Here is a 16416-nt window from a genome sequence, read left to right as displayed (position 1 = left end):
TCGGCTGTACCATTATTTGCCGAGAAGTTTAAACCTTTATCGGCTGTTGCTTGTGCATTATTAGCTGCAGTCTGTGCTGTTGCAGTCGACGATTTCACCGATGAAATTGCGCCATCTACCGTATTCGAACCCGTACCACCAATGTTCGAGGTACTTACAGTACCGTCTGTACCTACAGTAGCACTCCCACCCAACACAGTTTTTGTGCCATTTGCAACATTGGAGCTGTATGTTTGGGCATTTTTTAACTGTGCGATATTCACTGCATCTGTGTCTGCAGTACCTGCGGCAAGACCAGTAATTTGGCGAGTTGTTGTCGTTCCATTACCTACAGCAACTGCGCCAGTGTTAGATTGCCACGTTGTTGTGTTCGAAGTTGTTGTTGCATTGGTTAATGGATCATAACCTTGTACACCAGAAGCGACAGAAGCAACTGATCCACTACCAATTGCAACACCATCTGCTACAGTAGCGGAAGAATTTGTACCCAGCGCAGTCGAATTTGCACCTGTTGCCGCAGATTGGTAACCAAGAGCACTAGATGATGCCCCTGATGCTTTTGCACCTAATCCACTTTGATTCGTACTATTTCCCGCACCTACAGCAACAGAATTACTACCTGTTGCTAATGTATCATTACCTAGGGCGGTAGATGCTCTACCAGTAGCCTGAGCCCCTGAACCAAAAGCTGATGCAGCATCAATATTAGCTACAGTATTATTACCCACTGCCGTGGCATAAGACCCAGTTGCAGCAGCTCCAAGCCCTACGGCTATTGCTTTTTCTTTAGAAGCTATAGCAGAACTACCCAAGGCAGTCGAATTAAGGCCACTAGAAATAGAGTTAATACCTATCGCTATTGCATTTGTATTAGATGAACTAGAGTCTGCACCTATTGCCATAGAACCCAAACTTGATGCATTTGCACCTGCCCCCATGGCAACAGACTGTTGCCCTGTTGCTGTCGCTTCTACTCCAAACGCACTTGCCCATTTTGCAGCAACTGCATATACACCTGTAGCAGTACCACCATCACCTGTCACACTACTTTTGGTACCGAAAGCTGTTGCTCCTAAAGTATTATTTCCACTTGCATCACAACCAGCTACCGTAGAGAAAGTTCCACTCCCATCCGTTGCTTGTGCACTAGTGCCATTTAATACTTTTTTGTAAACTGTTCCCACAGAACCTGTAGAGCAGCTAGTGGAAGTATTTATTATGTTAGCTTGAGTAGCCAAACTAAATGTACAACCAATAATTGTAATGAATCCAGTTATAGCAACAGATTTAGATTTAGATTTAGATTTAGCTGTCTCAGATACAGCAATCCATGTACTTAATGTGGCATTCCAAACAACTTTATAGACTTTATTCATATACACAACCTTTTATAATATTTACTTAATTTTTATCAACCCAACTGACTTAACACGGTTTTTATTCGTTAATTATTTTCCTTTTTTATATAGTGTTGTTTTTTTCTCATACAAAAATGTAAAAGTAAACCACTAAAAGATACATAGATAGAGTACATAAAATTACATTTTTATAATTAGTTGTTTTTAATAGTATATGTACAAAAAAAATCACATATTATTTTTCAATAATAATTTAATTATAGATTATAAAAACCAATAACACTCTAAATTTTGTGAGTTATAAAAAAATTAAAATATAAAATTAAATTTATTCATATAGTTATTTTTAAAAAAGAATAAAAAAATAGTATTTCGATTAAAACATTTGATAAAAATAAAGTATTTTTTATTAAAAAAAACAATCCTATCCATTGTGTATAAACGATCAATAAAACAAACGAATAAATATATTTTTATGTTAATACAAACATATAATCACCAAAAAAATCAGGCTTATTCAAATACCACATAGAATAAGCCTTCATTTAAGTCTTTATATAATATAATGTTAAATCTAAAACAGTCGATTTAAACCATTAAGCGCAGCGACACGATAAGCTTCTGCCATGGTTGGATAATTAAATGTTGCCTCTACAAAATACCTTAATGAGTTATTTTGACTTTGCATAATCGCTTGCCCAATATGAATAATCTCAGAAGCGTTATTTCCAAAACAATGAATACCCAAAATTTCTAAAGTATCGCGGTGGAATAATAGTTTTAATTCGCCTACGGTATCACCCGTAATTTGAGCACGTGCTAGATGTCGGAATGAAGATTGTCCAACTTCATAGGGGATTTTTTCTTCAGTTAACTGTTGCTCAGTTTTCCCAAAACACGAAATTTCTGGAATAGTATAAATACCTGTAGGTATATCTGTTACAGGTTTAACATTTTCCTCACCACTCATATTTGAACCTGCACAGCGCCCTTGATCATAAGCAGCAGATGCTAAAGAAGGCCAACCTACCACATCGCCCGCCGCATAAATATGTGGTACTTCTGTTTGGTAACGCTCATTCACCATCACCTGACCACGACTGTTCGGTGTTAAACCAACATTATCAAGGCCTAAACCATCTGTATTTCCAGAACGGCCGTTACACCATAAAATTGCATCTGCTTTAATTTTTTTACCACTTTTTAAATGTAATACGACATGGTCATCATGGGTGTCTAAACCATCAATCTGTTCATCATGCCGAATTAAAACGCCTTGCTCTCGTAAGTGATACGATAAAGCATCTGATATTTCTGCATCTAAATAGCTCAACAACTTAGTTTGCGTATTAATTAAGTCAACTTTATGATTAAGCCCAATAAAAATAGATGCATACTCACAACCAATAACACCAGCACCATAAATAATAATTTTTCGAATGCTATAATCTAAATTCAAAATTGTGTCTGAATCAAAAACTCTTGGATGACTAAAATCTAAATTTTGTGGGCGATATGGGCGGCTTCCCGTAGCAATCACCAACTCATCAAACTGAATTTGTCTTTTAATTCCTTCGGGAGTAAATACTTCAATATGATGTTGGTCTTTAACATATGCTCGACCACAAAACACATCAATATGATTACGATCATAAAAGCGAGTATGTGTAGCAACTTGTGTTTGAATCACACGATGCGCATGCGTAAGCACCTGATTCATTGTAAACTTTTTCCAGTCACCTATTTTTTGTAACAACGGATCACGCTGACAACGAATAATACTAGACACTGTTTGTCGCAATGCCTTACTCGGAATTGTACCTACATGGGTACAATTACCGCCCAGCTGTTCTCGCAAATCGACCACAGCCACCGTTTTACCAGATTTACTCAGCTTCATGGCAGCACCTTCACCTGCTGGCCCTGCCCCAACTACAACGGCATCATACTTACTAAAGTGACCTATTATCACATCCTTTTTCCGAGGCATTTCGCATACTCCTTGTGCGTAAAAATTGTTTTTTTTCTATTGTCACTATGCCATGAATACCGTATTTAATACAGCCTGAAATCGCTGACTAAATGTTAAATGTATATAAAGTTTAATAAAATCTTATGAGCAGACATTAATACGATTAAAAATAATTTTTATGCACCAGTAGTCACTCTATTCACTGATCAGATTTTTACTTTATATTTTACCTCCTACTTAAATAAAGTAATCACACAAGTCTAGACCTTATGCCAATAAACATTATTTTTTATATAAAAATACACATAAATGATTAAAAAATTTCGCACAATAAGCTTTATTATTAGAGTTCATACAAACATCATATGCAAAGGCACTGCAAAAGCCTATCATTCAAGAAAGCATGCCAAACGACCATCATGACTTTACAACAATATGTTTTTCACACCTAAAAACATTATTTTTGGTTATACTAGTGAAGTAGAAGATCGCTTTTTAAATTGTCAAAACAGTGGAAAGTTGCCCATGACAAAGTATCAAAAACCAGAACAAGGCGTAAAACTGCGTGGTGCAGAAAAAGTTGCCAGAATTCCAGTCAAAGTGATTCCTACCGTTGATGTATTGCGTAAGCCTGATTGGATTCGTGTAAAGATGACTGCACCAGAAGAAGTGCAAAGAATCAAAACCACATTACGCGCACAGAAATTACATACTGTTTGTGAAGAAGCTGCTTGTCCTAATCTCACCGAATGTTTTGGTGGAGGTACAGCAACATTCATGATCATGGGTGATATTTGTACACGGCGTTGCCCATTTTGTGACGTAGCACACGGTAGACCCAATGCACTAGATGCAGACGAGCCCTTACACATGGCAGAAACTATTGCCAATTTAAAGCTCAAATATGCAGTCATTACCTCAGTAGACCGAGATGATTTACTTGATGGTGGTGCACAACACTTCGTTGATTGTATTAAAAAATCAAGAGAGCTAAGCCCAACTACGTTGCTTGAGATTTTAGTACCAGACTTCCGTGGTCGTATGGATGTTGCTTTACGTATTATGACAGAGTGCCCACCAGACGTGTTTAACCACAATATTGAAACCGTTCCACGCCTCTATAAGGCCATGCGTCCTGGTTCAGATTACCAGCACTCACTCACCTTATTAGAAAAATTTAAAGAATATTGCCCAGATATACCAACAAAGTGTGGGCTTATGGTGGGTATAGGTGAAACTGAAGAAGAAGTTATTTCTTTACTAAATGATTTACGTGCACATGGTGTAGATTATGTCACGATTGGACAGTACCTACAGCCGTCTAAAGAACATGCCGCTCTAGACCGGTTTGTAACGCCAGAAGAGTTTGAACGTTATGCAGAACATGGCCGAAAACTCGGCTTTAAAAATATATGGTCTGCACCTATGGTGCGTTCAAGCTACTTTGCAGATCGTCAGTATCGTGGCGAACCTGTACCACAAGTACGCCGTAAAACCCCGCCTGCACGAAAAATTGCGATACAAGCGGTAGAGGCCTAACAATAAAATGACTAAATGCAAAGTAATCAAGCCTTGCATTTAGTCTATTTTAAATATTTAGACTAACTAGAAATCTGCTTTTAAAACAACACGATATCTTGCTTTACCTGACTCTAAGTGCGCCAAAGCATCATTGACCTTAGACATTGGAAATAATTCAATCTGTGGCGCAATGTTTTTACGTGCTGCAAATTTAAGTAATTGACGTAAAGTTGCAGGAGACCCTGTGATTGAACCACGAATTGATTTCACACCAGTCACTAACAATGGTGCAGGCACTTGAATTGGTTCTAAAGGAATGCCTACCAAGTGTATTGTTCCTTTAGGTGCAAGCGCATTAATATAACTTGACCAATCTAAGGTCACATTTACTGTACTTAAAATTAAATCAAATTTACCTTGCTGTGCCTTAAGTGCTTCCGGATCACGGCTATTTACGACATGATCTGCACCCATTGCTTTTAATTCATCCGTTTTATCTAAACTTGATGAAAAAGCTGTAATTTCACAACCCCATGCTTTGAGTAGTTTTAGGGCCATATGACCTAAACCACCAATACCGACAACCCCAACATGATGTAATGCTGTAATATTATTTTGTAACATTGGCGTAAATACAGTCACACCACCACATAACAATGGCCCTGCACTTTCTGGTGATAAATCATCTGGTAAAGGAATAACCCATTGCCAATCTGCGCGTACTTTATTTGCAAAACCGCCCTCACGACCGACAATTGTTCCCTTTTGATCATGACATAAAACTTGCTCTCCACCAATACATGGGTCACATGCACCACAACTCTCTGCAGTCCAACCAATACCAACACGTTGTCCTAATTTCAGGCCTTTCGCATCACTGCCTAAACGGACCACTTTGCCAATCACTTCATGACCTGCAACCACAGGATAAGAAGATACACCCCAATCATTATTCAGAATAGATATGTCTGAATGACATAAACCACAATATTCTACTTCAACCTCAACCTGTGAATTTGCAAGCTCACCCGCATCAAAACTATAAGGAACGAGTGGCTCATGTGCCGCTTTGGCAGCGTAAGCTTGAATTGTATTTTGTTGCGACATACCATACTCCCTGCTCTATCATGAAAATAGATTTATTTATCTTTAATTTAGCATCGCTATTATAACTATAAGATCTTAAGGTCATTTATATCATTACAAATCATAGCATTTTAATTTTATGCACTTCCTACAAAGCATTAATGTAAACCTTTGTTATACTAATTTTATTTACAAGTTATATGACAATACAGATAAAACTACAGTCTTAAACGCTTATAATTTTATTTCTAACATTAAAAAAATAAATATAAAATAAAAACAATGAGATATGTCATTATATCAATTCATCTATATTTATTTGATTAAGTGATCAAACATAGATATTTGACTCTAATTTATATTACTTTAAAATAACAGAAAGCCACCTTGCTGTAACAAAGTGGCTTTTTATATTTTAGTAATTTTTTGTCACTAAAATATTAAAACTATGCTTTCCACAATTTAGCTTGATACTCTTGAACGAAGGGTATCAAGTCTTTAGGAAAGACGTTTCTAAATGAAGCATTGTCATTCTCAATCACATCAACCATCGCCTGTAAATCTTGTTCAGGTGGATATTGGTCCATTGGGAAACTTAAATCATCGTGATTCACTAAAGAATTTTCAGGGTCATACCACATTTTAGCAGCTTCGCTTAGTCTATCATTAAAGCCTGTTAAGTATGGACCTGGATTAATGGTAGATACTGTAATTCCATACGATTTAACTTCTTCTTTAATTGCCCCAACAGCTGCTTCTAGTGCATGCTTTGATGCACAGTACGCACCTGATTTAGACCCCGTAAGTAATCCAGCAATAGATGATATAAAGACTAAACGGCCTTGTTTTTTCTTAACTAAAGAACGAAGAATTTGATTTGTGATTTCAATGGTAGCAAAAAAGTTTACTTCGAATTGGTTATGTAATACACGACTTGGCATATCTACAATGGCACCGCCTTGCCCAACACCTGCATTATTAACCAAAATATCAATATCTAAATGAGATGCATAATTGCGATCATACTCATTGCAAATATCTAATTTAAATACATTCGCTTTTAAACCCAGTGCACTAAGCTCTTCTCTGAGCTGTGTAATTTGACTTGTTATTTCAACACCAGCATGAACAGCGTGCCCTCTTTTAGCAAGTTCTATTGTATAGAGTTTACCAAAACCTGTACCTGCACCAGTAACCAAAATATTTTTCATGTTTTCCTCTCTAAAATTAATTGAAGTACTGACTAATTTGATTCGCTAAAAGCGAGTCTTTACTTGGATCGTCAGATGACACACCAAGATAATAGGTTCCTTTTTCTAAAGAAATATATTTACCTCCCGGAATAAAACAGTATTCACCCATAATGAGCGGGGTTGGCGCCATACCCTGTAATACTGTATGGATATCATGGTTATCTTTTCGAAAATGATAACTCGTAAGCGCCTTTTTCTCACTCAACTCAGTGCTACAAGGTAATGTGTCACCTACTTTAATGAAAAACTCTTTGTGACCATAGGCATTCAATAAAGTAATACAAGCATTTACTTTTTGCTCGTGTATAACTTTATCAATCCCATCTACCAAGTTAACAAAATTTATCATCCGTCTTTATCCTCATAGGCTTTTTTTAATGCATAAATAATATCTTTGGTGGTTTCATGTTTGACATAATATCTAGATTTCTGCCCTTCTTTTTCTTTATATAAAATTTGGTCTTCACACATTTTTGTCAAATGTTGTGATGCAGCGGAAATACTCAAACCACATTTCTGTGCCATTTCACCATTGGTCACTCCTGGTGACTCCATCGCTGCACAAATCATCAGTAAACGATGAGGACTACTGATCGACTTCAGAAATTTAGTTGCTTCAACTGCACCATGAAATGTATTTTCTAGACTTTCGCCGTAGAACATCGTTTTCTCTCATCTGATTTTTATATTAGAAATATCTTACATTAGAAAAAACTAATTAAAAAGCAAAGTCTGCTTAAAAATAAAAAAAGTTACATTCTCACATTTTGTAACGGCTTAGTTTTTGTTTTATTAAACTTTGTATGGCTTAGAAAAATGTGATGTTATACCATTGCAGGCTGCCAAGACCGCTAAGTTATAGCTGTTCGTCATGTGTTAACGAGATTTTTAAGATGATTGACCACTCCCACCACCACGTAGAACACCATGTTAATGTACACAGTCACACGATTGCTCAGAAAAAACAGTCTATAAAAAAGTCATCAGCGCCTAAGCATGCAACCAACATACACTCAAGGCACAAAGAAAAGGTCAATACGAAAAATAAAGTAACAACGCCTAAACATAAGTCAACAATTGCTCATAAAAAAATCAAAACGACAAAATACACATACCACGCTGCGGCACAAAAACATAAAAAAGCCATTAACGTGAGTAAGTTTGCCCATACACTGACCCATAACGCATATAATCGCAGTACAGAAAAATGTGCTAAGCACGTACGCTTAGCATTAGAGTCTGCAGGTGCACGTGTTGAATCTCATCCTATTGCAGCTGCTGACTGGGGACAAACACTCGAGAAAATTGGCTACAAACGTATTTCACCCGCTTTTGATAAGCCTCAAGAAGGGGATATATATATTATTTCTCGTACAAAAACACACGGCTATGGTCACATTGCAGGCTATACTGGTAAAAGTTGGGTTTCTGATTTTAGACAAAATAGCTATGCTGTCTATGGTGGTAATGCATCATACAAATATTATCGACTCATTTAATTCCAAAATGAATATCGATGAGTAGATGATGATTAATATAAAATTAGACCAATAATTATCTACTCATCTATACATTATTTTAAATCTTATGATTATAATTATGTTACCTTATAACATACCAATATTTATTTTTTTATTTTCTCATGTCAGCCCAACTTTCACAGCGTCTTTTAGCGATTGATGCTCTACGTGGTCTTATCATTTTAATCATGATGCTCGACCACGTCAGAGATACTTTTTATGTTCACCACCAAGTTGCAGACCCCATGGTCATTGCAGACACATCACCTTCTTTATATTTTGGACGTGTTTTAGCCCATTTATGTGCACCAATGTTTGTATTTCTAACAGGTTTATCTGCCTACCTATACCAAGCAAAAAACAACAATCTGGCTATGACACGTACTTTTTTGTTTAAACGAGGCATATTTCTAATACTGCTTGAAATTACTGTGATTAATTTTGCATGGACAGGACAACTTATCCCTCAAGTCATGTACTTACAAGTCATTTGGGCTATTGGTATTAGCATGATTGCTTTAGCAGCTCTTATTGCTTTACCCAAAAATATACGCTGGGGTTTGGCATTACTCATTATTTTTGCACACAACCTACTTGATCCAATTTCTTTTAAAAACATACCAAGCATTCAACCCTTATGGAATATTTTGCATGAACGAGGCTGGATCATCATTCATGAGCAATTTAAACTGCGTACCTCTTACCCTGTACTGCCGTGGATTGGTGTAATTTTACTGGGTTATTGCTTTGGTGAAGCTTGGTTTGGCCAACATATAATGGCAAAACAACGCCAGCGAACCCTCACTCGAATCGGTATCACATTTATTGCTGTCTTTTTTGTATTACGAGGCATAAATATCTATGGCGATCATGCTTGGCTGATTATGCCAACTTCCCTTGAAACAGCCATGAGTTTTTTTAATCTGACTAAATACCCACCATCATTACTTTTTATCTTATTTAATGTTGGCATTGGACTACTATTACTTATTTTTTTAGAAAAAAAACAAAACCAGTCATGGGTTAAGCCATTGGTTGTTTTTGGTTCTGTACCTATGTTTTTCTATATATTACATCTATTTGTGCTTAAAATTTTATATAGTATTGCTGTGATGTATTATGGGCTAAACCAAGGCCAATATTTTGGTTTAAACAATGTATTAAGCTTATGGATCACTGCGGTTATTTTATCAGTTTTGCTTTACCCGATCGTTGCTCGCTTTGCAAAATTTAAACACAATAACAAACACATTCGAATTTTAAAGTATTTCTAAACCCTATGGGGTAGGTACTCTCTAGACCTGCCCCATTACTTATATAAACTTACGTTAGTTGGTCATTTTAAAGACCCAAATAGATAATAAAATCATCATTTAGAAAAATAAAAAGCATGTACCAGTAACAATGTTTAAAAAACCAAAGCACTAATTTATGAAATAAAATTTCAATAGTTTTAATAATTTTTTGTCTACACATCCCTTATTTTTTAGATCGAATTCAAATTGTTTTTTTAGAAAATTTACAATCAAGGGTGAATTCATCTCTACGATAAGAATCCTATATGGGTATTTCCGAATTTATCAAAGTCATAGATGATTACCTCTTTCAAATAACGCTTGATATATCCATTAAAAGAGATAGGAATTTATTATGTATAACTTTAGGTATGTTTATGAACAGTAAAAACTCATTACTTATCTTGGCTTTAGTCGTTGCAGTTTTTGGCGTAATTACAACAGAAATGGGAATCATCGGATTATTGCCAAAACTCACCTCCCAACTCAATGTTTCAGCATCTCAAGTCGGGTTGTTGGTTAGCCTTTATGCATTAATCGTTGCAGTTACCGGGCCATTTATTACACTTGGATTGTCTAAGTTTAATAAAAAAATAGTATTACTCGGTATTTTATTGGTTTTCATTCTATCTAATATTATATATGCTCTGACAGAAACATATGACCTTATGTTGGCTTTCCGTGTATTGCCCGCATTAGGTCACGCCGTATTCTTTTCTGTTGCGCTTGTGGTCGCTACATCTTCTGTACCTGAATCTCAAAAAACAGCTGCAGCTGCAAAAGTATTTGGTGGTGTTGCATTGGGTTTAGTTTTGGGAGTACCTTTAAGTACTCTATTAGCAGAGCATATTTCATTATCGGTCGCATTTTATTTTGCAGCACTCGCATGCTTCATCGCCTTTCTAGGCGTGTTGTTTTTAATGCCGTCTATGCCATCAAAAGAGAATGTTTCCTTCTCTAGTCAACTTGTTATTTTACGAAAAATGAAATTATGGATGGCTATTATTACAGTAACCATGATTTTCTCTGCGATGTTTTCAAGTTTTAGCTATATTGCAGATTATCTTTCTAAAATTACGCATTTAAATAATAATTACATTAGTATTTTACTGGTTATATTTGGTATTTTTGGATTGGTTGGAAACTTTATCTTTAGTTATTTTCTACAAAAAAACGCCGTAAAAACGACAATGTATTACCCTTTGCTTTTTATTGTTGTTTTTATTCTTGTATGGCTATTTGGCTTCTCCATGCTCGCAATGGTTTTATTAACTACGTTTTGGGGCATATTTCACTCTTCTGGGCTGGTCATTAGTCAGAATTGGTTACTTCTTGAAGCGAAAGAAGCACCCGAATTTGCTAATAGCCTCTATATGTCCTTTGCTAACCTCGGAATAACAATTGGTTCCATTGTTGGAGGCTGGTTTATTACTTCTTTTGGTACTCACTCAGTTATTTTAAGTAGTATCTTATTTGCACTAATCGCATTTCTGAGTATTTATATAAAGAAGCGGAGTGATAAAATTTAAAAAATTTTAGTCAAATACACTATGCTCTGCTGCCTTCAAAAGTTGATCAACAACATATCGACATCTAGGTAGCAGTTGCTGACCTTTAGGCCACAATACATTAATTGGTATTTCTGCATTAGAATATTTAGCCAGTACTTCTATTAGCTCTCCCGAAGCAATATATTTAGAAACTAGCCATTTAGGCAGTTGCGATATACCAACTCCAGCAAGAACGCTTGCTAACATTGCATCCCCATCTCCAAACTCGTGTATAAGTGGTGGTACAAAGCGTTTAGTTTGAAAATCTTCAGTTTTTAACAACCATACCTTGGGTTTGTTGTCATTAAAACCGACAATACATTTATGGTTTTTTATATCCTCTAATTTTTTTGGTTCACCATGAAGTGCAATGTATTGTGGAGAAGCGCAAAGTATCAATTTCTGTGTCGTCAGTTGACGAGCAACTAACCCACTACTATCAACCAGTTCGCCAATACGAATAAACAAATCAATGCCTTCCTCAATCGGATCTATAAACCTTTCACTAAAAGTCACTGTCAAAAAAAGTTCAGGATAGCTAGAACTCATTTCTAACAACAAAGGAAGGATTTTTTTTCGACCAAAAGCTGCAGGTAAATCTATTCTTAAACGACCTGATGGTTTAGTGGTATGAGATTTTAACTCCACTTCAGCATTTTCTAAAATATCGAGTGCAGTTTGACAGCTTTTGAGAAATTTCTCTCCATCAGACGTTAAACTGAGCCTGCGAGATGAGCGATGAAAAAGATTAAGCTCTAACCTATCCTCTAGTCGCTTTACGCTTTTTCCTACTGCAGATTTCGTTAAACCCAAACGTTCTGCTGCAGCCGTAAAACTGCCTAACTGGGATGTCGTAACAAAAGCAATAATTCCACCTAAATGATCTGTTTTTCGCATAGTTGACTTAAATCGACCTACTTTTCTTGACTAAAAATATTTAGACTCATTATTTCATCAATTTTTTAAATGTGCTTTTTGAAATAAAACGCAGTCTTATTCATGAGCTTTTATCACATCGTTAATATAACATTGAAGTAAGTGTACATATGCACTCACTTCAAGTGACTGAGCGATTTATATTTTAATATAAAATATAGTGGTTGAAGTTGTATTAAAACTGTTCGAACGATAACTAGACAGTAGCATAGCTGTGCTAGATTTTTATAATATGAGCGCAACAGACCCAACACGCTAACCCGTGAAGTGGGTCTAAATGATAAACAACTTAATCAAAATAAAGAGTCTTGTAGCCATGAGTAACCGTTTTTATATAGATACGACCTTGGCATGTCATACACAAGTTGAACTTACAGAAACTGTATTCCATCACTGGATCAAAGTGTTACGTGCGAAAGTAGGTGACAGTGCTATTTTATTTAATGGCTTAGGTGGAGAATACCATGCACGAATTATTGATATTCAAAAGAAAAATGCAACGGTTGAAATTACCACACATCATACCTTAAACCGTACACCAAATTTCCAAGCGACTTTAGGCCAAGTCATGTCTAAAGGCGACCGTATGGATTATGCGATACAAAAAGCAGTTGAGCTAGGTGTTAAAGAAATTCAACTGTTAACCAGCGAGCGCTGTGAAATGCGCCTCAAGTACGAACGGGACCAAAAAAAAATTGAGCACTGGCAAAGTATTGCTATTGCAGCTTGTGAGCAATGTGGATTAAACATTGTCCCTAAAATTCATCCACCACAGCGTTTAGATGAGTGGTTAACATCAAACCTACCCAGCACAAAATTGGTACTTGCACCCAATAATCACAATGAAAATCCATTAGGTCATGCATCGCATGATTTGGCATTACTCATTGGCCCTGAAGGTGGTTTATCCGATGCAGAAATTGAACAAGCAAAACAAAATGGTTTTATACCGTGGTGTATCGGTGAACGTGTTTTACGTACAGAAACAGCCCCTATTGTGGCGCTTTCTATATTAAATTTTGTATTTAAATGATATAAGTTGATCTATCTCTTTAAATCTTCTTCAAGACATCAAGTATTTGTTAAGGTCGCTACATGCTCTTTTCAACTCAAGAATTAGACGCTAGTACACTTTCTAGCTATAAAAACTCTGTAGCAACAAAACACTTACAACCATTTTTGCTAAGTGTGTTTTTTGTCTGCTTATTTATTTGTATTAACTTTAACTTGAGCTTTCCAGCCTATACTAAAATTATTAATCTATTTTTTGTGATTAATAATTGCTTACTTTTGGCTTTTTTTATTCTTGTACAGTACTACACTAAAAAATCAGTCCATTTAGATTATCTCAATTATATTTGTAATGTTATTTGTTTATTGGTGGGCTTGAGCCTTGCCTGTGCAGTCTATCTATTACATATTTATTTACCTGTTCATTATCCAAAAATTTCATTTTCCGACACTTTTTATATCACGATTATTTTAGTCACAACGTCGTTATTTTCTGCTTTATGTTACCTCAGTTTCAGGTTGAGTTGCTTCTTTTTCGTTGCAATTCCAATGGCATTTCCGACACTTTTATTACAACCCGTCACACAAGAAAATATTGTAGGCTTTCTTCCGCTGTCATTTAACTTTATTTTTTTATCGGTTTATATCAGCGCATTTGTTCTTAATCGAAACTACAACAAGCATGTCACACAAATTTTAGTCAGCGTACAAACCCTTAAACAACAACAAGATAAAATGATACAGAGACAAAAACACACAGATAAACAAAAGCATTATTTAAGCACAATTATTAACCAACAAAAGCAATTAAAGAAAAGTTTCTTTCATATCAGTCAAAATATAAATGAACAGAACGAACTCATTCATAAACAAAAAATACTTCTTCAACTTGCTCAAAATGAGTCATACAACCATATTTGGCAATGGGATATTGAAAAAAGTGCATTTTATGTCGATGAGGATTTTTTTGCCTTTTTACGTAATGATGCACTGATTGCTGAATATACCGAAGGCGTTATTCATCCAGATGATACGGAACACTTTTTAGCACAGCTCAAAAAACACTTTAACCATACGCATAAAATTTTTGAGTGTGAGTGTCGAATTAGGCATCAAAATGTTTGGACATGGTTTTCAGGTATTGGACAAGTCGTAAAGTCAGATCCGATCACTCGTGAACCAATTCTTATGATGGGGTTATTTAAAAACATTGAAGAAGAAAAGCAACGTCAAAATCAAATTCAACTGTCTGCCAATATCATTGAAAATTTAAACGTAGGCATTATTACCTTAGATAAAAACTTACACTTTATCAATGCTAATCCTTTCTTTTGTCAACTTTCATGTTTGAAAGAAACAGAGATTATTGGCAAACACCTATTTGATTTAACAGACAAATATACACCTCAGCAAAGAAGCTTACACTTTTCTATTACTGAACAACTGCGAAATACAGGCAAATATATTGGTGAGTTTGAAGAAAAGTTTGTGTCAAGTAAGCTACTCAACATTGCTTATCATATTCAAGCCGTGACGGACCAACAGCATAATGTTTCGCATTATATTGGTATAATTTCAGACTTAACAGCACAAAAAAAACAAGAAGAACACTTATCTTTTTTGAAAAATTATGACGATATTACGCAACTACCTAACCGTTTTTACTACAACTTTAAACTCTATGAACTCATGCTCACCGAGCGTAAAAACTTATCTCGCCTGGCTGTTATTCATTTATCTATAGACCGTTTTAATGCACTACATGAGTTTCTAGGGAATGATGCGATTCATCAATTACTAAAAAGTGTTGCTGATCGCTTAAATATTAATAATCACGATGCATTTATCGTTGCTTGTATTAATCGAGGTGATTTCGCTTTAATTTATGAACTCAACCAATTACACAAAAGCGTTGAAGAAATTTGTGGCCGCATTATTCAAGACTTTAATGATGCCTTTACAGTCAGCAAACAAGATCTGATTTTAACTGTTTCAATCGGTGTCTCAATTTACCCAGACCATGCGCTTAATGCCGAACAACTCAATAACTATGCGCATCAAACCTTATTACAAGCACAACGACTCGGCGGCAATACTGTACAATATTATTCACAATATAGTACTAGCTATATACAAGATGTTAATTTAGAGAATGAACTTAGATATGCAATAAAAAATGATGGTCTAGAAGTTTTTTACCAACCCAAAACTCAAACAGATAATAAAAAAGTTGTTGGTTTTGAAGCCCTTATTCGCTGGAACCACCCTACAAAAGGCCTTATTCCTCCATCACAATTTTTATCTTATGCAAAACAAACCAGTATGGTCTCTGAAATTGGCCAATATGTTTTAGAAACATCTGCGCAACAAGTCAAAGCATGGCAAGATTTAGGTTATAAAGATATTAGTATTTCTATCAATATTGATCCTCAACAACTGTATAGAGGTCAACTATTAGAACTACTCGATGAAATTTTAGCAAAACATCAAATAGAAGGTAGAAGTTTAGAGTTTGAACTCACAGAGTCTGCACTCATAGAAAAGACAGATCATATCAAATCACTGCTTGACTCCCTTAAACAACGTGGTGTGACATTATCATTAGATGACTTTGGTACAGGCTACTCTTCTCTTGCCTATTTGACTAATTTTCCATTTGATGCCATTAAAATTGATCAACATTTCGTACAAAATATTGCCGATAAAACTCAAATTGCCGTACTCAACGCGATTATTGCCATGGGTAAAGCGATTGGATTAACCATTATTGCTGAAGGTGTAGAAACCCAAGAACAACTTGAGTTTTTACAACAGAAAAAATGCGACATTATACAAGGCTATATTTATGCAAGACCCTTACCTGCAGCAGATGCAACCCATTATTTAAAAACACACTATCGTGCGTAAAGTGAAT

The 16416-nt window shown here is 35.6% G+C and carries 13 protein-coding genes; 6 read left to right on the top strand and 7 right to left on the bottom strand.

The window, feature by feature from the left end; genetic code table 11:
* Window positions 1-1376, bottom strand: a 1376-nt coding sequence (locus tag BLS38_RS06955) for an ESPR-type extended signal peptide-containing protein (protein ID WP_280137753.1), incomplete at its 3' end; no start/stop codon positions are given.
* A 556-nt stretch (window positions 1377-1932) separates the two neighbouring features.
* Window positions 1933-3348: a Si-specific NAD(P)(+) transhydrogenase gene (gene sthA / locus BLS38_RS06950; protein WP_092748012.1), complete on the bottom strand. Its 1416-nt coding sequence runs from the start codon at window positions 3346-3348 to the stop codon at window positions 1933-1935.
* 507 nt (window positions 3349-3855) lie between these two features.
* On the opposite strand from sthA, the gene lipA reads away from it, so the two are divergent.
* Window positions 3856-4869, top strand: coding sequence for a lipoyl synthase (gene lipA, locus BLS38_RS06945; RefSeq protein ID WP_092748048.1), 1014 nt, complete (start codon window positions 3856-3858; stop codon window positions 4867-4869).
* A 66-nt stretch (window positions 4870-4935) separates the two neighbouring features.
* Here the strand turns inward: lipA and ahr are convergent, their stop codons facing one another.
* The 4 genes from ahr to BLS38_RS06925 form a co-directional block, all read right to left on the bottom strand.
* Window positions 4936-5958 (bottom strand): NADPH-dependent aldehyde reductase Ahr, encoded by a 1023-nt coding sequence (gene ahr / locus BLS38_RS06940; RefSeq protein WP_092748010.1) that lies wholly within the window; start codon window positions 5956-5958, stop codon window positions 4936-4938.
* A gap of 425 nt (window positions 5959-6383) precedes the next feature.
* Window positions 6384-7148 (bottom strand): SDR family oxidoreductase, encoded by a 765-nt coding sequence (locus BLS38_RS06935; protein ID WP_092748008.1) that lies wholly within the window; start codon window positions 7146-7148, stop codon window positions 6384-6386.
* Window positions 7149-7164: 16 nt separating this feature from the next.
* Window positions 7165-7539 (bottom strand): heme-binding protein, encoded by a 375-nt coding sequence (locus tag BLS38_RS06930; RefSeq protein WP_092748006.1) that lies wholly within the window; start codon window positions 7537-7539, stop codon window positions 7165-7167.
* Window positions 7536-7853, bottom strand: coding sequence for an ArsR/SmtB family transcription factor (locus tag BLS38_RS06925; protein WP_092748004.1), 318 nt, complete (start codon window positions 7851-7853; stop codon window positions 7536-7538). Before BLS38_RS06925 ends, BLS38_RS06930 begins: the two co-directional genes overlap by 4 nt.
* A 233-nt stretch (window positions 7854-8086) precedes the next feature.
* On the opposite strand from BLS38_RS06925, the gene BLS38_RS06920 reads away from it, so the two are divergent.
* The 3 genes from BLS38_RS06920 to BLS38_RS06910 all read left to right on the top strand — a co-directional run bounded on the left by BLS38_RS06920 (window position 8087) and on the right by BLS38_RS06910 (window position 11534).
* Window positions 8087-8689 (top strand): hypothetical protein, encoded by a 603-nt coding sequence (locus tag BLS38_RS06920; protein WP_092748046.1) that lies wholly within the window; start codon window positions 8087-8089, stop codon window positions 8687-8689.
* A 143-nt stretch (window positions 8690-8832) separates the two neighbouring features.
* A complete protein-coding gene (locus BLS38_RS06915) occupies window positions 8833-9984 on the top strand; it encodes an acetyltransferase domain-containing protein (protein WP_092748002.1) in 1152 nt (383 codons plus the stop codon).
* 398 nt (window positions 9985-10382) lie between these two features.
* On the top strand, window positions 10383-11534 hold the full coding sequence (locus BLS38_RS06910) for an MFS transporter (protein ID WP_092748044.1): 1152 nt from the start codon (window positions 10383-10385) through the stop codon (window positions 11532-11534).
* Between the two features lie 6 nt (window positions 11535-11540).
* On the opposite strand, the gene BLS38_RS06905 is transcribed toward BLS38_RS06910, so the two are convergent.
* On the bottom strand, window positions 11541-12452 hold the full coding sequence (locus tag BLS38_RS06905) for a LysR family transcriptional regulator (protein ID WP_092748000.1): 912 nt from the start codon (window positions 12450-12452) through the stop codon (window positions 11541-11543).
* Between the two features lie 355 nt (window positions 12453-12807).
* Between BLS38_RS06905 and BLS38_RS06900 the strand changes: the two genes are divergently transcribed.
* Both BLS38_RS06900 and BLS38_RS06895 read left to right on the top strand, forming a co-directional pair.
* A complete protein-coding gene (locus tag BLS38_RS06900; RefSeq protein WP_092747998.1) occupies window positions 12808-13524 on the top strand; it encodes a 16S rRNA (uracil(1498)-N(3))-methyltransferase in 717 nt (238 codons plus the stop codon).
* A gap of 62 nt (window positions 13525-13586) precedes the next feature.
* Window positions 13587-16409 carry a bifunctional diguanylate cyclase/phosphodiesterase gene (locus tag BLS38_RS06895; RefSeq protein ID WP_092747996.1) on the top strand — a complete coding sequence of 941 codons (2823 nt, stop codon included), beginning with the start codon at window positions 13587-13589 and terminating at the stop codon, window positions 16407-16409.
* The last annotated feature ends 7 nt before the right edge of the window (window positions 16410-16416 follow it).

Source organism: Acinetobacter boissieri, from assembly GCF_900096955.1.
Classification (GTDB): Bacteria; Pseudomonadota; Gammaproteobacteria; order Pseudomonadales; family Moraxellaceae; genus Acinetobacter; species Acinetobacter boissieri.
Note: the sequence above shows the minus strand (reverse complement) of the source record. Positions and strands in the feature narration are given on the sequence as shown.

Coding starts and splice junctions, on each gene's coding strand:
- sthA (WP_092748012.1), bottom strand. CDS start 3,348: ATGCCTCGGAAAAAGGATGTGATAATAGGTCACTTTAGTAAGTATGAT.
- lipA (WP_092748048.1), top strand. CDS start 3,856: ATGACAAAGTATCAAAAACCAGAACAAGGCGTAAAACTGCGTGGTGCA.
- ahr (WP_092748010.1), bottom strand. CDS start 5,958: ATGTCGCAACAAAATACAATTCAAGCTTACGCTGCCAAAGCGGCACAT.
- BLS38_RS06935 (WP_092748008.1), bottom strand. CDS start 7,148: ATGAAAAATATTTTGGTTACTGGTGCAGGTACAGGTTTTGGTAAACTC.
- BLS38_RS06930 (WP_092748006.1), bottom strand. CDS start 7,539: ATGATAAATTTTGTTAACTTGGTAGATGGGATTGATAAAGTTATACAC.
- BLS38_RS06925 (WP_092748004.1), bottom strand. CDS start 7,853: ATGTTCTACGGCGAAAGTCTAGAAAATACATTTCATGGTGCAGTTGAA.
- BLS38_RS06915 (WP_092748002.1), top strand. CDS start 8,833: ATGTCAGCCCAACTTTCACAGCGTCTTTTAGCGATTGATGCTCTACGT.
- BLS38_RS06910 (WP_092748044.1), top strand. CDS start 10,383: ATGAACAGTAAAAACTCATTACTTATCTTGGCTTTAGTCGTTGCAGTT.
- BLS38_RS06905 (WP_092748000.1), bottom strand. CDS start 12,452: ATGCGAAAAACAGATCATTTAGGTGGAATTATTGCTTTTGTTACGACA.
- BLS38_RS06900 (WP_092747998.1), top strand. CDS start 12,808: ATGAGTAACCGTTTTTATATAGATACGACCTTGGCATGTCATACACAA.
- BLS38_RS06895 (WP_092747996.1), top strand. CDS start 13,587: ATGCTCTTTTCAACTCAAGAATTAGACGCTAGTACACTTTCTAGCTAT.